This is a genomic window from Nostoc sp. (assembly GCF_036916985.1).
In the GTDB taxonomy this organism is placed as follows: Bacteria; Cyanobacteriota; Cyanobacteriia; order Cyanobacteriales; family Nostocaceae; genus Nostoc.
Window position 1 is genome coordinate 47,623 of record NZ_JBALFD010000064.1, and the last position, 26,451, is coordinate 74,073.

At 42.9% G+C, this 26,451-nt stretch carries 19 protein-coding genes; 7 read left to right on the plus strand and 12 right to left on the minus strand.

Annotated elements, in window-relative coordinates; translation table 11 throughout:
• Positions 1–252: 252 nt before the first annotated feature.
• The 5 genes from V7L07_RS21460 to V7L07_RS21480 form a co-directional block, all read right to left on the minus strand.
• Positions 253–381 (minus strand): hypothetical protein, encoded by a 129-nt coding sequence (locus V7L07_RS21460; RefSeq protein WP_335060916.1) that lies wholly within the window; start codon positions 379–381, stop codon positions 253–255.
• Positions 382–471: 90 nt separating this feature from the next.
• Positions 472–1,284, minus strand: coding sequence for an isopenicillin N synthase family dioxygenase (locus V7L07_RS21465; protein WP_335060917.1), 813 nt, complete (start codon positions 1,282–1,284; stop codon positions 472–474).
• A gap of 258 nt (positions 1,285–1,542) precedes the next feature.
• Positions 1,543–3,033 (minus strand): BamA/TamA family outer membrane protein, encoded by a 1,491-nt coding sequence (locus V7L07_RS21470; RefSeq protein WP_335060918.1) that lies wholly within the window; start codon positions 3,031–3,033, stop codon positions 1,543–1,545.
• Positions 3,034–3,278: 245 nt separating this feature from the next.
• A complete protein-coding gene (locus V7L07_RS21475) occupies positions 3,279–4,091 on the minus strand; it encodes a DUF3598 family protein (RefSeq protein WP_335060919.1) in 813 nt (270 codons plus the stop codon).
• A 121-nt stretch (positions 4,092–4,212) separates the two neighbouring features.
• Positions 4,213–5,115, minus strand: coding sequence for a cell division protein FtsX (locus V7L07_RS21480; RefSeq protein ID WP_335060921.1), 903 nt, complete (start codon positions 5,113–5,115; stop codon positions 4,213–4,215).
• A gap of 236 nt (positions 5,116–5,351) precedes the next feature.
• On the opposite strand from V7L07_RS21480, the gene def reads away from it, so the two are divergent.
• The gene (gene def / locus V7L07_RS21485; protein WP_335060923.1) at positions 5,352–5,915 is read left to right on the plus strand and encodes a peptide deformylase; all 564 of its coding nucleotides are present in this window, start codon (positions 5,352–5,354) and stop codon (positions 5,913–5,915) included.
• Positions 5,916–5,925: 10 nt separating this feature from the next.
• A complete protein-coding gene (locus V7L07_RS21490) occupies positions 5,926–6,129 on the plus strand; it encodes a hypothetical protein (RefSeq protein ID WP_292849232.1) in 204 nt (67 codons plus the stop codon).
• Positions 6,130–6,192: 63 nt separating this feature from the next.
• On the opposite strand, the gene V7L07_RS21495 is transcribed toward V7L07_RS21490, so the two are convergent.
• The 4 genes from V7L07_RS21495 to V7L07_RS21510 all read right to left on the minus strand — a co-directional run bounded on the left by V7L07_RS21495 (position 6,193) and on the right by V7L07_RS21510 (position 16,050).
• Complete coding sequence (locus V7L07_RS21495; RefSeq protein WP_335060924.1) at positions 6,193–9,720, minus strand: NB-ARC domain-containing protein; 3,528 nt, start codon at positions 9,718–9,720, stop codon at positions 6,193–6,195.
• 287 nt (positions 9,721–10,007) lie between these two features.
• Positions 10,008–11,360, minus strand: coding sequence for an efflux RND transporter periplasmic adaptor subunit (locus V7L07_RS21500; protein WP_335060926.1), 1,353 nt, complete (start codon positions 11,358–11,360; stop codon positions 10,008–10,010).
• A gap of 650 nt (positions 11,361–12,010) precedes the next feature.
• Positions 12,011–15,430, minus strand: a complete 3,420-nt coding sequence (locus V7L07_RS21505) for an efflux RND transporter permease subunit (RefSeq protein WP_335060927.1) — start codon at positions 15,428–15,430, stop codon at positions 12,011–12,013.
• A gap of 68 nt (positions 15,431–15,498) precedes the next feature.
• Positions 15,499–16,050 (minus strand): PadR family transcriptional regulator, encoded by a 552-nt coding sequence (locus tag V7L07_RS21510; protein WP_335060928.1) that lies wholly within the window; start codon positions 16,048–16,050, stop codon positions 15,499–15,501.
• Positions 16,051–16,985: 935 nt separating this feature from the next.
• Between V7L07_RS21510 and V7L07_RS21515 the strand changes: the two genes are divergently transcribed.
• From V7L07_RS21515 to V7L07_RS21535, 5 genes are all read left to right on the plus strand, one after another.
• On the plus strand, positions 16,986–17,225 hold the full coding sequence (locus V7L07_RS21515; protein WP_335060929.1) for a hypothetical protein: 240 nt from the start codon (positions 16,986–16,988) through the stop codon (positions 17,223–17,225).
• Between the two features lie 80 nt (positions 17,226–17,305).
• A complete protein-coding gene (locus V7L07_RS21520) occupies positions 17,306–17,527 on the plus strand; it encodes a hypothetical protein (protein ID WP_335060930.1) in 222 nt (73 codons plus the stop codon).
• 740 nt (positions 17,528–18,267) lie between these two features.
• Positions 18,268–19,080 carry a PD-(D/E)XK nuclease family protein gene (locus V7L07_RS21525; protein WP_335060931.1) on the plus strand — a complete coding sequence of 271 codons (813 nt, stop codon included), beginning with the start codon at positions 18,268–18,270 and terminating at the stop codon, positions 19,078–19,080.
• Positions 19,081–19,143: 63 nt separating this feature from the next.
• On the plus strand, positions 19,144–19,800 hold the full coding sequence (locus V7L07_RS21530; RefSeq protein WP_335060932.1) for a GNAT family N-acetyltransferase: 657 nt from the start codon (positions 19,144–19,146) through the stop codon (positions 19,798–19,800).
• 156 nt (positions 19,801–19,956) lie between these two features.
• Positions 19,957–21,942, plus strand: coding sequence for an amylo-alpha-1,6-glucosidase (locus V7L07_RS21535; protein ID WP_335060933.1), 1,986 nt, complete (start codon positions 19,957–19,959; stop codon positions 21,940–21,942).
• Positions 21,943–22,168: 226 nt separating this feature from the next.
• On the opposite strand, the gene V7L07_RS21540 is transcribed toward V7L07_RS21535, so the two are convergent.
• The 3 genes from V7L07_RS21540 to V7L07_RS21550 all read right to left on the minus strand — a co-directional run bounded on the left by V7L07_RS21540 (position 22,169) and on the right by V7L07_RS21550 (position 26,317).
• The gene (locus tag V7L07_RS21540; protein ID WP_335060934.1) at positions 22,169–23,905 is read right to left on the minus strand and encodes a diflavin flavoprotein; all 1,737 of its coding nucleotides are present in this window, start codon (positions 23,903–23,905) and stop codon (positions 22,169–22,171) included.
• Positions 23,906–23,995: 90 nt separating this feature from the next.
• Positions 23,996–24,508 carry a phosphate-starvation-inducible PsiE family protein gene (locus tag V7L07_RS21545; RefSeq protein ID WP_335060935.1) on the minus strand — a complete coding sequence of 171 codons (513 nt, stop codon included), beginning with the start codon at positions 24,506–24,508 and terminating at the stop codon, positions 23,996–23,998.
• A 78-nt stretch (positions 24,509–24,586) separates the two neighbouring features.
• Complete coding sequence (locus tag V7L07_RS21550; RefSeq protein ID WP_335060936.1) at positions 24,587–26,317, minus strand: diflavin flavoprotein; 1,731 nt, start codon at positions 26,315–26,317, stop codon at positions 24,587–24,589.
• Positions 26,318–26,451: the final 134 nt, after the last annotated feature.

Consider the following 26,451-nt stretch of genomic DNA (forward strand, 5'->3'; position numbering starts at 1 on the left):
TTTAGTTTTCAAGGTGCGATTGCGCGAATCTGGGGTAATCATAGCATTAGAAAATTCCTTTGGGAAGAGTTCGGCAAAGATTGAAGACTGAAACCCACTTTTTGTAAGTGTTTCAGACATTGCGCGGATGATGCTTGGGCGATTAATGGGGTGAAATGCTTGCTGGGGTTGGGATAGAAGCACTTTTTTCGGGCTGTGGAATTTGTACACCTACCCTTCCGCGCATTGGACGTATAGAAATGGCTTCAAACCCTATAATAGCGATCGCTGCAATTCTGGAAAAACTTTAGACACCTTACTCAAAACGTAATCACCATAGGTTCCGCGAAAATCATGAATGTTAGCTTGATCCCAGCGATCGCCTATATTATAATTTGCCACGATATGATCTAATTCAATGGGCTTTACTTCGACATCAAAATTGGGATCGAAAAAGAAGGGGAACGAAAGGCGATGATTTCCCGACTGGTTTTACACGCGATGAGGTGTAGAACGATATAAACCTGCTGTCATTTTCTCTAGCATATCGCCGATGTTGCACACAAAGGAACCGGGAACGGGAGGCGCAGCAACCCAATGTGACTTGGATTTAACTTGTAATCCGCCTGAGTTATCTTGCTTGAGAATGGTCAGAACGCCATAATCAGTATGTTCGCCAACGCCCCATATTGGTTCACCATCTGACGGTGACAAATTTGGAGGATAATTGAAGATGCGAAATAACACTAAGGGATCTGAGGTGTAACGGTCAGCAAAGTAGGATGCTTCCAATCCCAAACTTAGGGCAATACCAGTCATTAAAGTGTGTCCCAAGTTTGTCATTGCTTCCATATATTCAAGGATTGTTTCGGCAAATTGGGGGATGTTGGCGGGGAAGAGATTGGAACCATACATCTGAGTACCAGCTTGCACTAGTGGGTGTTCTTTTCCCTGTTCTGCACCAAAGTAAATACCTTCCTTCAAGTCGGGTTTACCGGATGTCAGTTCACCACCAACGGGGAAATAACCTCGCCATGCGATACCTGCTAAAGCCATGCGGATTTTCAGTTTAGTTTCTAAATCCTGGGCGAAAAACTGGCGGCTGATTTCTTCGAGTCGCTGCTGCAAATTTTCGTCTACGCCATGCCCGATAATATAGAAAAAACCTGATTCTTGACACGCTTGGTTGATTTGTGATGCTACGGAATAGCGATCGCCTTTTTCAGAAACCAAGGTGCTAATATCAATAATCGGGACGTGTGAAAACTCTTTATCAGCAACTTGTAAATTAGTAGTCTGTCCCATTAATTTTGAGGAGGTTGAGAAACGAACCGCAAAGGACGCAAAGGACGCAAAGGACGCAAAGGAAGAAAAGTTAAGAATAAGTTCACCCATTATATTTAATGTGTGAATCAAATTTCAACTTCTCTTCTTTCCTTCTTCCTTTGCGACGGCAGTCACTCATGGGGAAAACCCCCAAGACCGCGCTGCCTCCTCTTTGCGTCCTTTGCGGTTCGTTCTCTTATCCCTCAAATTTAATGCGATACACCACTAGTTACACTATTAAAACCGCTGACCTGTGGTAACTTCCAATCTAACTTCTCCTTGGTCGCTAATTCCTAAATCGCCTCGAATTAACCCAAAGGATGAATTAACTCGCAATCCTAAGCCGTAACCAAAGCCACTTCCAGGTTTGTTTCGCAGTACTCCTGGTTCGCCTAGTACGGTGTCGCTAGACCCGAAATCGGAAGCGAGGTCAGTAAACAGAACTCCTCCGATTGACTGAAAGATTGGGAAACGATATTCCACCGAAGCTAAACCATAACTCCGACCACTGGCGACTTTTCCATAACCGTAACCCCTGACAGAATCTAGTCCACCAATATTAAAAGCATCAGCTGGTGGAAAGTCTCCGATAATCGTACCAATTTGGAAATTAATCGCTAACATTTCGGGATTGTCGGTTGGTTTGCCGTTACCAATCCAACTAACTGGTAAATACTGAATATAATCTCCCTTGAGGCGATTGCTGGAAATATTACCCAGTCCAATGGGAATCGCTTGTTCTGTGCTAAGGGTGAGGATTGAGCCTTGAGTTGGATTGTTTCGGCGATCGCGTTGATCTCTGGATACAGCAAATGATACGGTAAATAAGTCATCAATGCCAGTACCGCTCACAGATAAAGGACTCCCTAATCTATCAACCTGTACAACGTTATATTCGCGATCGCGTAGGCTAATCCTGGTATAATTAAGACTTATAGCTGTATCCCACTCATCAAAAGATTTTAAAACTCCTACAGAACCGCCAAACCTGCCCTCGCGCACTCTGTCACCGTTAGACAATCTGATATCTTCGTTGAAGGTTCCCGATATATTACGACTACGAAAACCTCTAATGGTGTAGCCTAAGCGGTTTGGTTCTTCAGGACGATAACGACTAGTGAATTGACCATGAAATTGGACATCTTTGCCGCTGATTTGCAAGGTTGTATCTAATTTATCGTTAATACCGCTAATATTTGCATCTCTATAACCCAATTGACCGTATAGACCAACATCATCGTTATTACCGCCTCCGAAAATTAGAGCAGGAAATTCACGCTCTTTGATTTCATAGATGAGATTAACGCTTGTGGTATCTTCTTGTCGATAAACATTGACTTCATTAAATGACTCTAATCTTCTCAACCGTTGCAAGTCTGCTTCTAGTAAATCTTCACGAAATACCTGACCAGGTTTGAGTTTCAGCAGACCAATGATAAAATCTTTTTGAGTGCGTCCTTTAATCGGCTGACCTTTGTCATCGAGTAACTGATCTTTGTTATTCACAAAACGAATCTGAATATCTTTGACAATTCTCTGAGAAAACTCCACAGACTGCGTATCTACTGGAGTTGAACCGATATAATCACCATATTTTGCATATCCTCCCTCTATCTGTAACGTAGGTTTTACGCCATCCTCAGTAGAAAATTGCGAGTTTGCAATAGCTTCGAGATTTTGCCCACCTACTAACATTACTGCGATCGCAATAGCTATTTGAATACGCATAAATAAAGTTTTATCATTACCCGCATTTTGGGAACAGTTAAATTGTCCCATTAGAACAGGACTATCGTCACTAATAGCTAGAGGCTGGGAACAAGGAAAACAAAGGTGCAAGTCAATGCAATAACGATGCAAAATGAATTATCCAATATTGTGGAGTGGGCAACATGAGCGCCCAGTCTGTATGGCGGGCAAGATGCTCACTCCACAAGAGTTAATTGGATATTTTTTTATTTTCCAGTCCCTAATCAAAGTTTTTTTTCTTCAGTAACTAACGTTAGACTAACCCATTCGCCTTTATCGTTATAACTGCGAATCATTCGCTGGCGCAGATTTGGCTGGATTAACCAACCCACTTCTATAAAAAATGGTTGGCGTAACTGCACCTTGAGAGGAGAAGTTGCAGAAGCGCCATCTGGTAAAAATAATACTTGCACCTGTTTTTGGGGGTCTTGGTCAAAGAGAACAATGGGGCCTTTGATGCTAGCAGTTGAGGTAATTGTGCGTTCTGCAAAAGATGTATTTTGAATTAATCGCCCAGTATCATCAAGTTGTAATTTGAAGGTTGTAGAGTAAGTATCAGGCGAACGCCAATCTGGATATATTGTAATTGCTTCGCCTTGCCATTCTCCCAACAAATCATTTATCTGCAAGGGTGGACGTTCTGCTGCTGGTGTTCCAGCGAGATGTTCTCGAATTAAGATGAGTTCTTTTAGCTGACCAGTACTATCAAACAGTTGCACCAGACGCAAGCGGCGATTTTCATGAACAAAGGCGAGTTCTCCACCAAATTCGGAAAATGGCCCTAGCTGAATTAAACCTTCAGAAAATGAACCATTTTCAAAAAACAGCAGACCCCCTCCCACAGAACTAAAATCTCTAATTACATCTTGTCCCGAACGACTCAGAGTTAGACGCACTTTCTGGCTATTGTTTAAATGTTCTAGGGAAAGACGACTAGGAGTATCGTTCAAAAGTATTCCTTGGGGAGAAAAATTCGTAAATGAACCTTCCCAAACACCAAGATTTTGCAAAAAACATTCCCATTGTGATTTTGTCATTGGTCATTTGTCATTTGTCATTGGTCATTGGTCATTGGTCATTTGTCAGTGGTCTTTGGTCTTTGAAAATTTCGTAGTTCAGAGGTCGAAGTTTCGAGTTCAAAGGACAAATGACTAATGACTATCCTTTAGCAAAACGTCTGACAGCAAATAAGCTTCCCATTAATCCTACAGCTGCACCGAAACTCAAAAGAATTAGGGGCAATAATAAAATTTCTCCTGGAGTGAGTTGCACTCTGTTGGTGATGACTTGGATAAACTCAGGTTGATTGACTAGCAACTTACCGAGAAACTGTTGAATCACAGAAATGAAACTCCAAGCGATCGCACCACCAACTAAACCAAAGGCAATTCCTTGTAAAATAAATGGCAGGTAAATCCAAACAGAAGTTGCTCCCACTAGCTGCATAATTTCAATCTCCTGGCGACGCGCCATGACAATTAGCCGAATTGTGGTTGTAGTGACTGCGATCGCTGTTAAAGTCAGAATAATTGTAATTGTGAAAGTAATCCAGTTCAAACCTTGGTGCAACTGAGCAATGCGTTTGACTGCTTCATCAACATACTGCACCGTTTCAACTCCCCGTAACTTAGCCAACTGGGTTGCTAAGTTTGGCACAACTTGAGAATTCCGGGCTTTCACCTTTATCTCATCAACCAGAGGATTTTCACCTAGTTGTTGGGTAGCACCTTCAATATCAGAAATTCTCATTTCCTTAACTAACTTCGTCCAGGCTTCTTCTTTGCTAATGCTTTGTATCCCCGCCACTTCTGGCATTTTGGCGATTAGTGGCTCAATATTTTCCATCCGCGTATCTGGTTCAAGATAAACTGATACTTCTAACTGGCTACCAAACTGATAGAGGAGTTTTTCGACTTGCCAAGAGGTTTGCAGACTCAAGCCGAATAAAAACAGTAACACCGTTACAGTACTGACAGCTGCCCAATTCATCCAACCTCCCCGCAGTAAACCGAGGAAAGTTTCTTTCAGTAGATAGTCAAGTTTCGTGAGAGATTTAAACACAAATCACCCCAGTCAATAATTCGTAATTCGTAATTCGTAATTTATATAGTTCCCAATTCCCAATAGACATCTCCGAAAAAGAATGTAGAGACGTAGCACTGCTACGTCTCTACAAGGGTTCTGGGTAACGCATATTTAATTTGTGGAGATGCCCAATGCCCAATTCCCAATTCCCCACTCCCCAACTTGATAGAATTAAAATAGTAGGAATTTTCACCATCTAGCCATCAAGACTCATGCCCTCTGAAATTGCTGTAGAGAAAAAAAAGTTAAAAAATCCACCTTTGGAGCTTCATTATTTAGGCGATCGCGTGTTGCGTCAAGCTGCAAAGCGGATTTCTAAAGTTGATGACGAACTTCGCCAAATAGTGCGCGAAATGCTGCAAACTATGTACAGCAAAGATGGCATTGGTTTGGCTGCACCCCAAGTAGGAATTCACAAACAACTAATTGTCATTGACCTGGAACCAGAAAACGCAGCTAATCAGCCTTTAGTGTTGATTAACCCTACCATTAAACAAGTCAGCCGCGACCTCTGTGTTGCCGAAGAAGGATGCTTAAGCATTCCCAATGTATTCCTAGACGTGAAGCGCCCCGAAGTCGTGGAAATCGCCTATAAAGACGAATACGGTCGTCCCCGGACATTAAAGGCTAGTGACCTTTTGGGGCGTTGCATTCAGCACGAGATGGATCACCTCAACGGTGTGGTATTTGTAGACCGTGTGGAAAACTCCTTGACTTTAGCCCAGGAGCTATCTAAGAATGGCTTTTCGTATCAAGCGGTGAAACCAATAGCATAGGGGGCTAGTAGTGTATTTAACTCCAAAAAGCAGTTTATTTCTGGGTGGTTCTTGTGTAAGTGCGATCGCAGCCGTAGGTTCGATTTTTGAACTCGCTTATGGACAACCAGATTTTGGTGTCACAGCCACGGCGATTATCCTGGTATTGAGCATTCCACTCACAGGATTATTTTTCTTTGCCGCAGTTAAGGACGCAAGGGCTAACATGAAATAAGCATCAGGTACATAAAAAAGGTAAAGGAATGAATGAAAAAGGCAAAGTTCATTCTTTTACCTTTTATTTTTGCTCTTTATTTTCCACTGCCCCTAAAGCTTTTATCGTTACTAACTGCGCTGCCGTTAGCCCTGTAACCCCGGTGATATTCATTTTTTCGTAGGGTCGTGGCGATCGCAGTGTTCTTAAACACTCACCCGTCGATACATCCCAAAGCTTAATTGTCTCATCTTGGCTGCCACAAATCAGGGTTTGACCATCGGGACTAAAGGCCACTGACTTTACCCAATTAGCCCCTGACAAAGTTTTAAGGCACTTGCCATTGTAGACATCCCATAATTTTACTGTTTGGTCTTCGCTAGCACTAGCTAAAATTTGACCATCGGGACTAAAGGCAACTGACCAGACCCGATTTGTATGTTCTTGCAAGGTTGTCAAGCACTTGCCCATATAAATATCCCATAACCTCACTGTTTGGTCATCACTGCCACTAGCTAAAGTCTGTCCATCGGGGCTGAAAGTAACCGACCTGATACGATTGCTATGTCCCTCTAAAACTTGGATACATTTTCCTGTATAAATATCCCATAACCTGACTCTTTGGTTTTCACTGCCACTAGCTAAAGTTTGACCATCGGGACTAAAGGCAACCGATCTTACCCAACTGGTATGCCCTTTCAAGGTTTGGAGACATTTTCCGGTGTGGACATCCCATAATTTCACTGTTTGGTCGTCACTGCCGCTAGCTAAAATTTGACCATTGGGACTAAAAGCAACTGACCTAATTCGATTGGTATGTTGCTGCAATTTTCTGAGGCATTGTCCCGTCTGAACATCCCATAATTTAATTGTTTGTTTTTCGCTACCGCTAGCTAAAATTTGACCATCAGGACTGAAGGCAATTGACCGTACCCAACTGTTATGCCCCTCCAGAATTTTGATAAATTTATCGTTGCGGACATCCCATAATTTTACTGTTTGCTTTTCACTGCCACTAGCTAAAGTTTGACCATCGGGACTAAAAGCTACTGACCTGACTCGATTGCTATGTCCTTGCAAGGTTGTCAAGGATTTACCATTTTGGACATTCCATAACTTCACTGTTTGGTTTTCGCTACCGCTAGCTAAAGTTTGCCCATCGGGACTAAAAGCTACTGACCGTACCCGATTGCTATGCCCCTGGAAGGTTTTCAGGCACTTACCATTACGGATATCCCATAATTTCACTGTCGGGTCATCACCACCGCTAGCTAAAGTTTGCCCATCGGGACTAAAGGCGACTGACCATACCCGATTAGTATGTCCCTGTAAGGTTTTCAGGCATTTACCATCACGAACATCCCATAATTTCACGGTTTGGTCATCACTGCCAGTAGCTAAAATTCCCCCATCGGGACTAAAAGCAACTGACCTTACCCAACTGCTATGCCCCTGTAAGGTTTTCAGACATTTACCATCACGAATATCCCATAACTTCACGGTTTGCTTTTCACTACAACTAGCCAAAGTTTGACCATCGGGACTAAAAGCAACTGACATAATTCGATTGGTATTTCCCTGCAAAGTTATCAGACACTTACCATTGCGGACATCCCATAACTTCACTGTTTGGTCTTCACTGCCACTAGCCAAAGTTTGACCATCGGGACTAAAAGCAACTGACCTGACCCAATTGCTATGTCCGTGCAAAGTTTTCAGGCATTTCCCATCATGAACATCCCATAACTTCACTGTTTGGTCATCACTGCCACTAGCTAAAGTTTGCCCATCGGGACTAAAGGCAACTGATTTTACCCAACTGCTATGTCCAATACAAGTAAAAAGTAGCTTGCCCTCGTCAACTTGCCACAAGTAAGTCTTACCATCAGCATCACCCGTAGCCAAAAGTTTTCCATTGGGGCTAAATGCTACTGACGAAATACTAACTAATGTTTCTGCAAAAACGGACTTAGCTAAATCAGTATTGGTAAAATTCACTCGATGCAAATTCACGCTTTGTAAATATGCTTGCCAAATAATCAAGTTAGAAAAGTCATAGCCGCTAAAATCAGTTTGTAATTGACAAAGGATATTTAGCAGATTTCCACCTGCATAAGCTGCTGTTTGGGGAACCTGTCGCAGATACAATAAAATTTGATATAAATGATGTTCAATATTTTTAGCATATCTAAAAATATTTAATAATCTATCGATGATTGGTTTAATAATCAGAGTAATTTGAGTGTTTCTAATATAATCTTTTGCCGTTGCTTCCATTAAAGCATGGCTCATAAATAGTCTCAGATCGCGAGTGGTAATTTCGTGACAAACCTGTTCTACTAATCGGTCGGTCATGTATTCCATCACCACAGACTGGAGGGTGAAAATTGCTCTTCTTTGTTCAATTAGCGATCGCCGCCGCAGTGATTCTAGCGCTTCCATCATTTCCCTTTTGGGCAAGGGACGCACAATATCATTGAGCAATTCGTCTAGAGAAACTAACTCGCGCTTGATTGCTAGCCAATAAATTATTTCTTTTTCGATCTCTGATAACCGCTCAAATTGCTGGTCTAGTAAATTTCGGGTGTCGCCAAAAATGATCTCGCCTTCAGCCAGAAAGGCAGCAATATCACCACCGAATAACTCCCGAATTGGTTGAGAAACTAGCTTTAACGCCAAGGGATTACCAGAATATTTCTCAACTAGTTTGGCCCATTCTTGTGGTGAGCCAAATAACCCTTTATCTTGGAGAATTTCTTGCCCTTCTGTTTGTTCTAAACCGACTAATGATAATGTTCTAACTGGTGATTCTTGTCCTTCTAAAGGAGCAAACTCTTTTGGCTTTTCGCGAGATGTCAGCACTAGGCAGCTTTGATGTAGTTCTTCTCCTACCCGTTGCAGTAGTTGACCATAATCTTCGTATTCATGTCTATAGTGTCCAGCGCGATCGCCTTCTTGTAAAATTGTCTCTGTATTATCAAATACCACCAGACAACGATGCTCTCGTAAATAATTAATCAGCAGTGTTACTCTACTATCTATGCTTTCTGGCAAATCTGTTTCTCTTTCATCAGATAAAAATCCGATCAGGTTTGCTAACATCTCGGCTACAGGTGGCGCATTGCGGAGACTTCGCCAAATCAAATACTCAAAATTTTCCTCAACTTCCTTTGCCAGTTTCACGGATAAAGCAGTCTTGCCAATTCCGCCCATTCCCAATATTGCCACTAGTCGGCAATTATCTTCGATCAACCACTGCTGTAGCTGAGACAATTCTGCTATGCGTCCCCGAAAAAAGCAGACCCCAGGCGCTTCACCCCAATCTTGGCGATTTTGGGTAATGGATTTTTCATTCAATAAAGATGCTTGATACTCAGATTCAATAACTTGCTGTAACTTAGTGAGCTTACCTGGACCACTACCAATAACATTAAATTTCTTGTAAACTTCACTTAATCTTTTGCGTACTGCTTCGGCACTGATTGCCAATTTTTTCGCGATCGCATTTGGCGATTGTCCCTCAACAGCATATAAAAACACTTCTATCTCGCTGCTAGACAAGCACCGTTTTTCGGCGAAAGCCAAAAGAACGTTTTCGGGAATGACACTCATACTCACACAAAGACACAGTACAAACCAATGTTATCTCACTATGTGAGATAACATTACTGCCAATTTGGTATCCCCTCAATATTTCGGGGTAGACATTTGTTGCTCTGGGAATGCTTTCTTGGGCTTTTTTTGATGAGGTGCGCGATCGCGCCAATTACTTTATTGTACCTCACTTCAAGAGTGCTGAGTAACGAGTGCTGAGTTTAGGAGTTAGGAGTTAGGAGTTAAAAATTTATTATTCTCCCCCTGCCCCCTGCTCCTTGCTCCCTGCCTTATCCCAACGATAATTATTTACGCTGACTTTGTGCAACTGGCTGCACGCGCAAGCCCTCTGTCTCATCAACCGTAGGAGTGGCAATGAGCGATTCATTTCCTGTCAGACCAGATGTAATTTCTACTTCAGTACCATAATCTCGCCCAACAGCAACTTTTTGATAATGCACTGTTTTATCTTTAGTTACAGTTGCTACCTGCGTCCCTCTGGCATTAACGACTAAAACACTATCTGGCACAACAAAGGGAGGATTGGCGCGGTTAATGGCAAATGTGACATTGGCATACATCCCAGGTCGCAGCGTCGCATCTAAATTCTGCACCTCTAATTGTGTCAGCAAAGTGCGAGTATTTGGATCTATGGCGTTGCTAGTACGCACTACTTTACCCTTAAACACTCGTTGTGGTAACTCTCTAACTGTAATTTGTGCTGTTTGTCCAGTCTGAAGCGACTGCGATAAACTCTGTGGAACACTTACATTCACGTTGAGCTTGTCATAAGCAGCAATAGTATAAAGGCTGGTATTGCTAGTGTTGGTGTTGCTGTTACTGGTGTTGCCATTACCTGCTGAAATCAAAACACCTGTATTGACATTACGTGCGGTAATCACTCCCGCGAAGGGAGCAGTGACTTTCTTATAAGACTGCAATACTGTATTACGCTGGAAGTTTGCTTGACTTGCGTAGGCGTTAGCTTGTGCTGCATTGATATTGGCAGAGTCAGAATTAACGGTGTTTTGTGCTGCTTCAACGTTGGCAAGATTAGCTTGATATGTGGCATATTTTGTATCTGCATCTTGTTGAGCTACAGCACCTTGCTTGACAAGAACTTGCCAGCGCTCCCAACTCTGACGCGCTATCAAGAGATTAGCGCGGGCTTGCTTCAAATCAGAAATACCTTTAGCTAAATTAGCACGGGCTTGAGACACATTGGCTTGTGCTTGCACGAACTCTGCCTTCGCTTGTAGAACTTGCTGATCGGTGTCTGGTGAGTCAATCTCCGCCAACAACTGACCGGCTCGGACGCGATCGCCAATATCTGCATACCACCGCCGTAAATAGCCAGTACTGCGAGCGTAGATGGTCGTTTGATTCAGGGCTACAACATTGCCAGGTAGTTCCACTTTCGTAGCACCAGTAGCACGGCGGGGAGTCATTACGTTGACTGAGGGTACTGTGCTTGCTTCCTTGACTGCTGCTTGTAATTCTGACTTTTGACCCAACCGGGGTAGAATGCCTATGGCCAGTAGGCTACCAAAAAAAACAACACCAAGTACAGCCCAACCAATTCCACCGATGCCGCGTTTTTGTTTTTTAGAAGTCTTTTGTTCTTCAGAATCAGGAGATGGACGATGTTGAGAATCCATAGGTAAACTGTCCTGTATTTTCTAATTTGCAGCAATTTAGCATGGGGACTGGGGATTGGGGACGCAGAGACAAATGGCACTAAGAAAAGCTATAAGCTTTGCCCTAACGGGTTCCCAGTCTGGAGGCTGGGAACCCATTCTCGGAGGCTCCGCCTCCAGTGGGCTGACCAGAGGCAGCAGCCCTCTTGGAATACATTCCCAGTCTTCAGACTGGGAACGAGGTGACACAAGCCTTTCGCCTTTTCTTAACGTGAGTTCCATGAACCTCTCCCTCCCAACCTCCCTTTCCGTTTCGGAAAGGGAGGAGCAACAAAAAATTAAGCTTTTTGCTCCCCTCTCCGACACGAAGCTACGGTGTACACACAAGTCTTTGAGAGTTGCCTCACAGCGTTTAGATCCCCCCTAACCCCCTTAAAAAAAGGGGAACCAGAGTCAAAGTCCCCCTTAAAAAGGGGGATTTAGGGGGATCTTCAACGATTTTGGTTTTATACAAAGATGTGTGTACACCGTAGCCGACACGGAGAGGGGCTGGGGGAGAGGTCAAATAAGACTTGTCGAACTCACGTTTTCTTAGTGCCATTCGACGCAAAGACCAATGCCCAAGTCTCGTAGAGAAGTTAGAGAATTCTGAGCGCGACCTTTTGAATTGCTCATGACTTGCCTTGAGATGATGACAACGAATAGGCTGCCTTGGGATCTGAGAAATTTAAATCGTCATCCTCTTCATCAATAGGACGAGGTGGTTGACGCCTCATAATGCTGTATACAACAGGTACAAAGATCAGAGTAGCGACTGTTGCAGCTGACAAGCCGCCAATTACAGCGCGACCCAAGGGCGCATTCTGTTCACCACCTTCACCAAGACCGAGCGACATTGGTATCATGCCGATGAGCATGGCTAAGGCAGTCATTAACACCGGACGCAACCTTGTATAACCTGCTGCTAAGGATGCTTTATAGGCATTTTCTCCTTCTACACGTTGCTCGTTAGCAAAAGTGATCATCAGAATACTGTTTGATGTCGCTACACCGATACTCATAATTGCACCCATTAACGAAGGAACGCTTAGGGTGGTGCGGGTGACAAACAGCATCCAAATGATCCCTGCTAAGGCACTTGGCAGCGCCATCATAATAATCAGGGGATCGAGCCAAGATTGGAAGTTCACCACCATTAAGCAGTAAACCAACACAATTGCAAATACAAGTCCTAAACCAAGTCCCAGAAAGGAAGAGTTCATCGTTTGCACTTGCCCACGAATATTAATCTGACTTCCCTTAGGCAATTTTTTCTGATAATCAGCGATGATTCGATTTACATCGCTGGCAACTCCCCCCAGGTCGCGACCAGAAGAGTTAGCGTAAATATCGAAAACTGGCTGAATGTTGTAGTGATTCACAACTTGCATCACTGTGTCGCGTTTGACACTAGCCAAATTACCTAAAAGTTGCGGTGCAGTTTGACCGTTGCCAACTGGCGTATTTTTCAGGCTGTCAATAGAGTCAAGTTTATATTGAGGAACTTGTACAGCCAGAGTGTAACTCACGCCTTTTTTGGGATCGAGCCATTGGTTGATTGCAGCTTGACCGCTTGAACTTAAGGAAGTGAGGACGCTATTGGCAACATCACGCTGGGTCATCCCTAATTGTTGAGCCTCGGTGCGATCGACATCAAGACGTAATTTCGGCGCATCGACAACTTGCTGGAGATGTACATCTACAGCCCCAGGAATACGCGTCATCCGCGCAGCGATTTGTTGGGCAATTTCAAAGTTGGCTTTTGAATTTTTCAGAGGGCCAGATATTTGCACATCAACAGCAGCAGGTAAACCGAAATTGAGAATTTGAGTCACAATATCAGCTGGCTCAAAAAAGAAGGTGTAGCTGGGAAATGTCGCTTTCAATTTCTGGCGGAGTTCCTTGATGTAAGAATAAGTTGCACCAGATTCTTTTAGAGAGACAAGAATATCAGCATCAGCCGGCCCAATTGTCGCACCGTTGTAGCCATAAGTAAGGTTAATGCCACTGGTGGGTAAGCCGATATTATCCAGAATCAGAGCGAGATTCTCTTTCGGTACAGTCTGGCGGATAACGCCTTCAACTTGGCTGACAATTCTTTCTGTCTCTTCCAAACGAGTACCAGGTAAGGCTCGAATATGGAGGCTAAACTGACCGCCATCGACTTCCGGGAAAAAGTCTTGACCGACGAACGGCAACAAAACTCCGGCACTGACGATAAATGCACCAAATAGCACAAATACTATGCGGCGGTGATTTAATGCTGAGGTCAGGACACCATAGTACCAACTGCGAAATTTCTCAAATTGTCGGTTAAACTTTTCGTGTAGTTGCCAGATCCAATCTTTCTTCACAGGTTCGGCAGTTGTCGTTGCGGCCTCTTCTGTTTGGTGGTTGTCGCTACCGTTATTGTTTTGGACTGGCGAATCTAGATGATGGTCGCGATTATCATGGATTTCAACTAGTGAAGAATGGCTGTGGCGATCGCCATGACCATTATTATTTTGAACTGGCGAATTTTGATGATGGTTGTTGTTACCATTATGCTCCTCGTTTTCTCTATGCCAGTCTGCTTCATGCGGTAAAAGATAGCTTGCCATTGTCGGTACTACAGTCCGAGATAGCACATAAGAAGCAAGCATCCCAAATACTACCGCCATCGCTAGGGGGACAAATAAATACTTGGCCACTCCACTGAGAAACACGACCGGCACAAAGACAATACAAATACATAATGTTGCTACAAGTGCTGGAGTGGCGATTTGCTGCGCCCCATCTAAGATTGCTCGCTTGATGGGTTTACCTTGTCCGAGATTTCGGTGGATATTTTCAATTTCTACTGTGGCATCATCTACCAGAATCCCAACCGCTAAGGATAAACCACCTAAGGTCATGATGTTGAAAGTTTGTCCCAAACGACTCATGACAATAATCGAAACTAGCATCGAGAGGGGAATCGATACGGCTACAATTAAGGTGCTGCGCCAACTTCCCAAAAAAATCAAAATCATTAGCGCGGTGAGACAGGCTGCAATCAATCCTTCTTTGAGAACGCCTTCTATTGAAGCTTTCACAAATATAGATTGATCGAACAGAAACGCTAAATTCAGTTCTGGGGGTAAGGTGGATTGGATGCGAGGCAAAGTTTTTTTGACTCGCTCGATCACATCAATTGTCGAGGCATTACCACTCTTCAGAATACTAAGTAAGCTCGATCGCCTACCATTCTGACGTACAATGTTACTTTGGACACCAAAGCCATCTCTTACCTGGGCGACATCACGAATGGAAATGATAGTACCATTAACTTGCTTAATCGGTAAGTCGTTCAGAGCTGTCACCACATCTGGACTATTGTTGATTTGGACGGCGAAATCGCGATCGCCTATTTTCATACCCCCTGCTGGTAAAACCAGGTTTTGGGCACTGACAGCATTAGTCACATCTTGGGCAGAAATGCCATTAGCCAACATCGCTTGGGGATCGATATCAACCATAATTTGCCGAGGTTTACCACCATAAGGTAGAGGTACACTCGCTCCTTGGACTGTTGCTAATTGGGTGCGGACGAAGTTGGTAGCATAGTCGAAGAGTGCTTCTTCTGGCAAGGTTTTGCTACTGACACTCATCTGGATAATCGGCACCGAAGAAGCGTTGTATTGAATGATGAATGGCGGTGTAATCCCAGGTGGCAAAGGGCGGAGAATTGTTTGGCTGACAGAGGTAATTTGAGCCACTGCTGAGGCGATATTAGCGTTAGGTTGGAAAAAAACCTTGACGACGCTAACACCACTTAAAGATTGAGACTCAATATGTTCGATGTCACCAACGGTTGTGGTCATAGCGCGTTCGCTAATGGTGACGATTCGCTGTGCCATTTCCTCAGATGTGGTACCAGTGTAAGTCCAAACTACGCTGACAACCGGAATGTTAATTGCAGGGAAAATATCAACTGGTGTACTAAATATTGTTACTACACCAAGGATCACAATCATCAAAGCGGCGATCGCGAATGTATACGGAAGACGTAAAGCAATTTTGACGATCCACATAGTTAGTTAGGATACTTCAAAAGTTTTTTGTGTTAAAGCTGTTTCACTCAGCACTCATCACTCATAACTCACCACTCAGCACTCTTGATTGAGTTTGACGTTTGAGCTAATTGCAGTTGCTCTATTTGGAGTTGCTCAACTAGCCACTCAATTTCTGATTTGATCACTTCAATTGCACGCCTTTGCACTTTCCCTTGATATAAATCATCAGTAACTTCTAGTGCTTTTTTCTCTTCCAGGCGTAACTGACATGACATCAATCGATGTTCAATTAACCGCACTCGTTCTTCAGGTAATAGATAACCAAAGAAAAAAAATTTGATTAGGAATCGCGATCGCGCATTCACCCAGCTTTCATGAGGATATGCCAACATCTCTTTATACCAAGTGTTTTTGCCAATGGGTGTAATCTCGTATACCTTTCCACAATGTCCAGCTTCTTCTATTTGTTCTGCACATAAGCTCACTTCACCTTGTTTTTCCATGCGCTTCAGAAGAGGATAAATCGCACCATAGTTGACACAAATACTGCAACTCATAAACATATCGAGTTGCTGTTTAAGCCGATAACCGTTTAATGGCTCTCGTTGTAATAGACCTAATACTGACAACTTCAGCATTTTGATATATCAATCTGATATGTTGATTAACCATATCAAATTGAGCCTTTTTAGCCAAGTACTTAAGGTTCAGTTGTCAGAATTCCTTGTGATCTCACATAAGTTACCTGTGTACTGGCTACGGGTGAGTGAGACAAGTCAGTATTTTTTATTTGAAAATCCCTTCGTGCCAAAGGGACTTCCAACAAATAAATTACCAAATATTGTGGGGTGGGCGACACGATAGCCCAGTTTATATGGCGGGCAAGATGCCAGTGGTGTCACTTAACGCGAAACCGCTCGTCCGCCGGGAATTTCAATTCCCGTCTCATAGCTAAAGTCATCTGAAGATGACTAAATATTGCCAAAAATCTCCAGTCTACTTCAGTAGACTTAAGCTATTAGCCCGAAAATTTATTTCCGGGCGGGCATGGAAGTCCCAAAAGTCAGGATTAATTTGGAGACTTCAGCCGAGTTTGTAGTATTTTATGCTATTTAAATAATTTTCTTTATAGTTTACCTTGACCTAAGTAACTAAGTTACCTTATAGTGAGGGTAACAGCAAAACCACGGTAGCTTAGTAAGGTTACGGGTGAATTAAAGAAACTTAGTTAGCCAAAAATAGAGGCAAAGGCTGAAACTGCAAATTCTGAAAAAGGCAAGTATACAAATTGCCTGTAAGAATTTCGAGGGTTCAATGCGCGTAATACACTTCTGTGCGATTACGCGCATTGAACATCTAACCAGATTGCCCTGGTAATTCATCAAAGAGCTTAATTTTTCACGATCTGCAAATATTAAGACCACCTTCGTTAGCATTCCCACTCTACTCAGGAGTAGGACTGTTGTGTATTTTGACTTGGTGGGAGCAAAACTGTGGATATTCGCTGTTTCTTTAGTGTGTCAGGGGAGTGCTAACTGCTGCCTAGATTCAACTTTCAAAACAGGAAAAAACTATGAAACCCAGTCTCAAAGATAACGATAATCTGCTGTTCAAGTGGTTTTTTATAGGACTCAAATATTTTCTGCTGGGGCTGCTGGGGCTGGTAATAGCCTTGGTTGTATCTCACGTTTTAGGGGCAAATGCGATAGTTGGGATGCTTTTATCCGCAAGTCTACGGTTATGGGTTGCGAGGATAGCAATTTTCCTAATGTGTCTATTTGCGATCGCAATGATATTTGAGTCTTGGGGTTAAGCCCATCTTGGCAATAAATAGCCTTTGGCTAAGTGAAAGTTAGCCAAAGGCTTCGTAACTTTCCATTTGGAGATTATATCATGCCCAACAACAACGGCTCTGGGTTAGAACCAATTTCGCCACTTTTAGTGATCTTAGTGGCAGGATCTATTTCTTTAGCGATCGTTAACAAAGCTAATCACCCAGCATATTTTGACATCGTTAAAATAGCTATGGCCTACAGCTTTGGCTCAAGCAAGTCCCAAGGAAAAACTAAACATTCCAATCACCAGGATGAGGTAGATCAAGACGAGTTGAAATAGCAAATATACCAGGCGATTGGAAATCGCAGCTACACAAACATTCGCCCTTGGCGTTCCCGTTCACGTAGCGTCTCCGAAGGAGAAGGGTAGGCCGCCTACGCGGACTTAAAGAATTTGAAACCCACCTCCGTGGGTTTTCTCTGTATAGCTGCGAATTCCATGAGACTGTTGGCGAATTAATAGGGGGCCTAACCCATCATTCCTGATTACTCTGATTTACGTGAGTTCGACAAGTCTTATTTGACCTCTCTCCCAGCCCCTCTCCGTGTCGGCTACGGTGTACACACATCTTTGTATAAAACCAAAATCGTTGAAGATCCCCCTAAATCCCCCTTAAAAAGGGGGACTTTGACTCTGGCTCCCCCTTTTTTAAGGGGGGTTAGGGGGGATCTAAACGCTGTGAGGCAACTCTCAAAGACTTGTGTGTACACCGTAGCTCCGACACGGAGAGGGGAGCAAAAAGCTTAATTTTTCGTTGCTCCTCCCTTTCCGTTTCGGAGAGGGAGGTTGGGAGGGAGAGGTTCATCGAACTCACGTTGATTTCAGTCCGTTTCAACGGACTTGAGCTATTAGCCCGAAATTTATTTCAGGGCGGTAAAGCAACGCCAAACCAATGTTTTAGGGGTGAGGGATCAAACCCACCGTGAATTAACCAACAGTCTCATTCGATTCGCCAGGGCAGGTATGTCTTTACTGCCAAAGGTAAGTTGCAGATTATAATTTACTTCTAAAATAGAAGAATGCTATCAACTTCAACTCAAATATTGCGACTGTCTCAAGGACAACTTAACTTACTAGAAACTTGTCCGCGTAAATTTCAACATACCTACTTAGAAAAACTCAATTCGCCCTCAAATCCAGAACAAGAAGAACGGCTAACTTTAGGTAGTCGCTTTCACTTGCTAATGCAGCAGCGAGAAATGGGTTTGCCTATTGATAGTTTCCTGCAAGCAGATGCTCAATTGCAAAGCTGGATGCTAGGTTTTGCCGATGCAGCCCCAGAAATCTTAACGGCTGCATCTGATAATCAAACTTTCCGTGAAAGTGAACACTATCGGACTCTGCAACTTCAAGATTATTTGCTGACAGTTGTCTATGATTTATTGATTGCAGATAACCAACAAGCGCAAATTCTCGACTGGAAAACTTATCCAAAACCACCCAATAAACGCAAGTTAGAATCCAACTGGCAAACACGGCTTTATCTGTATGTATTGGCAGAAACTAGCGACTATTTGCCAGAAAAGATTTCCATGACTTATTGGTTTGTCCAATCTGAAGGAAAACCCCAAAATATTAAATTTAATTACAGTACTACTCAACACGCACAAACAGCAAAGAAACTTAATCAACTGTTAAGCCAGTTAACTAATTGGCTAGAAAATTACCAAAATAACCAACAGTTTCCGCAAGTTGTGGAGGGTAGTAAAAACTGTGATTATTGTCAATTTGCTAAAAGGTGCGACCGCATCCAAGCTACTGAAGAAGCAGTGAAAGAATCATTGCCAAATTTTGACAGTATTCAAGAAGTCTTACTCAACCCTATAAATTAGAGGATGTTTGTAAAATCCAATCGGGGTATAAAGAAGTTATAACTTTTAAATTTATGTAAATCTATGTCAACTTTTGATGAGACTGAAGCAATTTATGTGCGCGAATTAGGAATTGACGATATTGCTCCCGTTTACCACTTGGGAGAAGGTTTATTTACCAGCGATTTATATCCTTATTTATACCGCACCTGGGACGAGTGGGAGGTAATTGGACTTTACAACACCGATCCAGAATACTGTCTTGTGGCTGAAACAGAGGGAGAATTAGCCGGATTTATTTTGGGAACCATCATCACCAAAGCATCCTGGACTTACGGATACATTTTATGGCTGGGAGTTAGCCCGAAGTATCAGCGTCGAGGAGTAGCAGACAAATTGGTTGATAAAGTCGTCGCTCGGATGATTGAAGATGGAGCGCGGTTTATGCTAGTAGACACTGATCCTACCAATACTTCAGCATTAAAGTTTTTTAACCGCAAAGGTTTTGGTAATACTCGCCAGCATATTTTCTTGTCGATGAATTTAAGCAAGCACGAATATTATGGCAGATTGATTGATTACGAACACCAAAAAGCTGAAAGAGCCGGTTATAGAAGATCGCGTCCAGCAATTCGTGCCCGGAAAGCTGATAGTGTAGCTAATGAAGTCATCCTCAATCCTCTCGTGAATGAATCTCAAATAACTGAGGAGCAATCCCCAGCTTCACAACAGTTAGATTAGCCCTTTCAAGGTAGGTAAAATTTTCAGAAAATAATTTCTCTTTTCTCCGTGTTCTCTGCGTCTCTGTAGTTAGATAAATAACTTTTAAATCGCAGATACTTAGAAAACGCAGAGAGAAAAGCTTAATTTTGAATTTAGAGCAAAGCGACGTGACTTATGTGTATAGAATTTGGGCGGGAAATCTGCGGCAATCTTGACATTGCAGAATCGCGGGAGTGGTTAATTACTAACGGTATTGGTGGTTACGCCTCTGGGACTGTGGCTGGTTTATTGACTCGCCGCTATCACGGACTACTAGTAGCAGCATTGAAACCACCTTTGGGTCGCACTTTAATGCTGACAAAACTAGATGAAACTGTATTATATGATACCCGCTCTTATCCTTTAGACACGAATCGTTGGGTAAATGGTATTGTCAGTCCCGACGGTTATAAACATATTGAACGTTTTTCTTTGGAAGGTACGATTCCTGTATGGCGTTTTGCTGTTGCCGATGCCTTGCTAGAAAAACGGGTATGGATGCAACAAGGCGCGAATACAACTTATATCCAATATACTCTGCGTCGTGCCACTCAACCCCTGAAGTTGACACTGAAAGCAATGGTCAACTACCGCGATTATCACAGCGATACTCAAAGCAATGGTTGGCAAATGTCTGTTGAGGAGGTGGAACAGGGGATTTGTGTAACTGCTTATCCGGGTGCTGTACCACTGTATCTAGTGAGCGATTCACGCGCTAGTATATCTGTTGTCAACAATTGGTATTATGACTTTGACTTAGCAGTTGAACGCTATCGGGGATTGAGCGACAAAGAAGACCACCTCCACGCCGCCACTTTTGAAGTTACACTGAATCCTGGAGAAGCGATCGCCTTTGTAGCCAGCACAGAAAAACAACCAAATCTAAATGGCGAAGCTGCGCTGAAGTTACGTCGCACTCAAGAGCAGAAATTAACAGGATTTTGGAAAACTAATCGACCCCTGAAGACCAAGGAATCACCTAGCTGGATCAACCATTTAGTACTAGCTGCTGACCAGTTTATTGTCGATCGCCCAGCGCCAGAAGACCCCTACGGCAAAACCATTATCGCTGGTTATCACTGGTTTAGCGACTGGGGACGCGACACCATGATTAGTCTACCTGGTTTGACAATTTCCACTGGTCGTCCAGAAATAGCGCGCTCAATTCTTCGCACCTTTGCCAGACACGTAGACCAAGGTATGCTGCCTAATCGCTTTCCCGATGCGGGTGAGCAACCAGAATATAATACAGTCGATGCCACTCTCTGGTATTTTGAAGCAGTCCGCGCCTACTACAGTGCTACAGACGATGATAATTTGCTTGGTGAACTCTTTCCCATACTTGCAGATATCATTGATTGGCACTGTCGCGGTACACGCTACAATATCCACCTTGATGCAGCCGATGGCTTACTTTATGCTGGCGTTGCTGGTATACAACTAACCTGGATGGATGCCAAGGTTGACGATTGGGTGGTTACGCCCCGAATTGGCAAACCAATTGAAGTTAACGCCCTCTGGTATAATGCTTTACGGACAATGGCAAAGTTTGCCCGTCATCTTGGTAAACCACACCAAGAATATGAGGCAATGGCAGACCGGGCAAAGTATAGATTTTCTCGCTTCTGGAATGATGAGACAGGTTATTGCTATGACGTTTTAGACAGTCCCGATGGTGATGATGCATTGTTGCGTCCTAACCAAATATTTGCTGTGTCATTACCAGAAAGTCCACTGACACCTGCACAGCAAAAGGGTGTGGTGGAGGCTTGCGGGCGAATGCTGCTGACTTCTCATGGATTGCGATCGCTAGCTCCCGACCATCTTCAATACCAGGGAAAATACGGTGGAAATCGGTATCAACGTGATGGAGCTTACCACCAGGGAACCGTCTGGGGTTGGTTGTTGGGGCCATTTGTTTTAGCACACTTGCGCGTCTACAAAAACCCTGAACAGGCTCGTCAATTTTTGGAACCAATGGCTAATCATCTCACTGCCCACGGTCTTGGTAGTCTCAGCGAAATTTTTGATGGTGATGCGCCAATGACTCCACGGGGATGTATTGCCCAAGCGTGGACAGTAGCCGAAGTTTTGCGTGCTTGGTTGGCGACAGAGATTTGATGCGGGGAATAACTTAGAAATTATAGCGGTTAACGTGAAAGCCAGTCTAGAACAAGCTTTTAGATATTCTCTCGTTTGTCTCGTTACTGAGTGCTGAGTGCTGAGTGCTGAGTAATTTTGCACTATGGTAAAAGCCCCGCCCCTTGTAGGTGGTCTTTCAACTCAGCACGGGCTAAACGCCCCGCTATCGCTAACGGTACTCAGCACTCTTCATGCAAGTGGTCAATTAATAATAACTGCCAGATTTCCGATGCTCTAAAGCAGTGATACCATCACTTTCCAATACTTCACCGTGATTGATGACAGCATAAATTAACCATCGATCGCCACATTCAAGCTGATTTTGCACCGTACATTCTAAATAAGCTAATGCCTCATTTAGAATCAGACAACCATTAAGAGCAGTTTTTGTGGCAAGATTTGCAAAGGGATTATCTCCTAAAGTGCTATGACGAGAAAAATAGCGTCGCAGATTTTTTCCTTCTTTGAGGATATTCAGGACAAATTTATCACCAGGATGATGCATTAAATCTGCATTTTGCTCGTTAGCGATCGCAATCATAATTCCTGGTGGGTTAAAAGTTGCCTGAGATATCCAAGAAGTTAAAACCCCTTTATGAGTTTCTTCATCACGAGTTGTCACAACACATAAAGAACCAATAATTCGCCCCACAGCTTGTTCAGTGCGATCTACATGGGTTTCTGTGACAATTTGGCGGGAAGTACGCAGCTTTTTGGTTTTCTTCAAGTTTTGGGCAAAGGAAGCGCCTGCTTCTTGACACTGCTGGAGAATTTCAGGAGTAGGACTAAAACGCACCCGAATTGTTTCAAATCCTAGTTGATAATTTGCATCTTTGAGCTTGCTTTCGATTAAATCAATTGCTTCTCCACTCCAACCGTAAGAACCAAACACCCCTGCTAACTTAGTTTTAGCTGTCACCGAGAGGACTATTCCTAAGGCTGTTTGAATTTGAGTTGGTGCATGTCCGCCTAAAGTGGGTGAACCGATAATCAAACCATCACAAGTTTCAGCAATGCGGATAATTTCTGCCGAGTCTGCTAGTTCACAGTTGATTGATTCTACATTAATTCCATTTTGAATCAAACCTTGAGCGATCGCATTTGCCAAAATTGCTGTATTTCCATAAGCAGAAGCATAAAGCAAAGCAACACTTAATTCTTGAGATTTTTGCCCTTGACACCATTGACGGTAATCATAAGTAAAACGACTCAGACTGTAACGAACAACCGGGCCATGTGCAGGGGCATAACATCTAGCTCCCAAAACTGATATTTTATCTAATGCTGCTTCGACTTGTTTAGCTTGGGGCGCATGGAGACATTCAAAATAGTAACGGCGTTCTGCATCTAATCCCTTCCAATCTTCATCAAATAAGGTATCTTCGCAAATATGAGCGCCAAAAAGTTTGTCTGTGTAGAGAATTTTGGTGACGGGATCGTAAGTACAAAGTCCATCCGCCCAACGGGGAGTTGGTACGGTGATAAATGATAGATTGTGTCCTTGTCCTAAATCTAAAGTATCTTGCGATCGCATCGCTTGAATAGGTGATTCAAATTCGGGAAAGGCAGTTTTTAGAGCATTGGCGGCAGGGCGAGAACAAATTATCGTGGCTTGAGGAACCAGAGAGAGCAATACTTGTAAGGTGGCTCTGCGGTTGGGGTTGACATGACTGAGAACAATGTAATCTAGGCTAATAAAGTCTAGATGTTGTGCTAGTTGCTCAAGGTAAATTTCGGTAAAAGATTCGCCGGGAGGGTCAATTAAAGCCTTTTTATCAGCTTGAATCAGATAAGAATTCGCCGTAGTTCCCCGTTGACGGGAATACTCCACCTCAAATTTTAGTCTGTCCCAAGTCCGCGATCGCAAAATCAGAGTATTTTTACCAATTTCAGCAACTTGTACATCTCTTGGATGGCTGGTAATTAAACTATTTGCAGACATAATAACCTCTGGGAATGGGGCATTGAGCATTGGGAGAAGATTCTATTTCCTACAGACGCGATTAATCACGTCTCTACTGACTCCCTACTCTTAATGACTGTTGGTTTGGATTAATTCAGACTTGGCTAGTTTTTTATAACGTTTAGATACTTCTTGTTCAGGATCGATACCTTCAAAGGTTGGGGGTAGCCAAACTCGGAGGAACTGTAGTACTCCCAGTACTAATAAAAAGGCGCAAGTTGCTAAAACTTGACTCCAACTTGTTTCTAGAACACCTTTAACAATGACTTCTCGCAAGGCAGAAACGATAGAAACTTCAACAGCTACCCCAATAGATACTCGATGCTCTTGTAGATAAATAATCAGCAGTCGGAATAACTCAACTAAGATGAGTAAAAAGAGAATATCGGCAGTAACAGCATGAAAATCTAGAGGTGGAAGTAAGGAGAGAAACATATCTCTCACCTGAAGCACCATAAAGCTAAATAAACCGATACACAAACAAATCACAATCACATCTTGGATAAATTCCAAGGTTCTGACGACGCGCCCACGATTGATTTCGTACATGTCAATTGAGTTATTTTCAGCAGATTTATACATAGTTTTTTAGGATTGTGTTGTAGAGACGCGATTCATCGCGTCTGTGGATAGCAGAGGAGACAAACGACCAATGACCAATTAGTAATGATTGCCAATTTTGCGGTGATGGGCGGCAGTAAGTGCATTTAACTTGGCAACTCTTCCAGTTTGGACTGTGCTATAAATTACCCAATGATCTCCACAATCTATACGGCTAGTAATTTCACATTCCATGTAAGCTAAAGCTTCAGCCAAAACGGGCGATTGATTGTTAGCTGGATATGTTTTCACTCCAGCAAATCGATCTGCACCAGGAGCAAAACGCTTCAGGAAATGTTTCATTAATCCTTGATATTTGCCTTCTTCTAAAACGTTTAAAACGAAGCGATCGCCAACGTGCATCAAAGATTCAATTGCCCGATCTTTGGATACTGCGATCGCTACTCCTAAAGGCTCAAGACTCGCTTGTGTCACCCACGAAGCCAGCATTGCACTCTGAATTTCTCCTTTTTTAGCGGTGATAATGTATAATCCTGTGCTAATACGCCCTAAAGCTTTTTCTAGCTCGGTATTGATGGATTTAATTTGTTTAATGGTGCTATCGCGATTCAACCATTGACCCATATCTGTACCCGCTTCATCACAAAGTTGTTCCGTTGCTTGGGTAGGAATTTCCTTAACTAAGATCGGTGAAAAGGCTTCAATTAATCCCAGTTCTTGAAACTTATTGCGTAAGGGATAAACCGGTTCATCTTCTCCTCCTCCTGACTCTAATAAACCAATTGCCTGTTTCTTATGAACAGCAGCTAAAATGGTACTTAAAGCAGCTTGAGCCACTCCCGAAGACTGATTTGGCATTCCAATTACTAAACCAGAAGCTTGTGCAACTAATTCTCGAACTTCTTGAGGTTCAGCACTATTGAGGTCTACTAATTCTACTGCAACGCCTGTTTTCGCACATCCATGAGCTATGGTACGGATTAAATACTCGCTATACCCGTAATCTTCAACATAAAATAGAGCCACTAATGTCTCTGTTTTGGCTTGTTCTAAACTCCAGTTTTGATACCGTCCAAGCCATTCGGAAATATAGTTTTGTAATAAAGGGCCGTGTCCTGTCGCAACTGTGACTATTTCTAACTTTTCAATCCGCTTTAAAGCGGCCAAAACAGACCGAGCATTGGGGCCCATGAGACAATCATAGTAGTAATGAAAATCTTCTTCTATTAAGCTAATATTTTCGTCATAGGTGTGGTCATCACAGTAGTGCATCCCAAACACATCACAGGTGTAGAGAGTGCCAGTTTTGTGGTCATAAGTCAAGATGGTATCAGGCCAGTGTAAGTTAGGTGCAGAGATAAATTCTAATTCGTGTCCGTTGCCTAAATCTAATCGCTCTCCACTTTTCACCTGCATTGATTTAAAAGGCTGGTGAACCATATTTTCTAGAAATTGAATAGCTACCTTAGCACCAACAACAGTAATCTCAGGAGCTAATTGCAAAATATTTTTCACTAAGCCACTGTGGTCGGGTTCTGTATGGCTAATAATCAAGTAATCTATTTTAGCCGGATCTATTAATCCCAGCAGGATCTCAAGATATTGCTGCTCAAATTTGCGGTGAGATGTGTCAACTAAGGCAATTTTTTCTCCCTGGATTAAGAAAGAATTATAAGTCGTCCCATTCCGTAAACCGAACTCGATATCAAAACGTTCTCTATCCCAGTCGAGACAACGAATAGCTGTAGTTTGAGGAGCAATTTCAACAGTTTGAATCGTCAAACGTCCGGGATTGGGAATAACTTGAGTAAGCTGTGTGAGTGCAACCATAATTTTTCCCCAAAAGAATATTGTCTGGAGCGAGTGTTATGTTTTTTATATTTACCTGAAATACTCAATTAGTAAAATGCTAATTTCTAAAGCTAATCATCAGAAAGATTTATTCTTTCTTTTGATTGATCTAC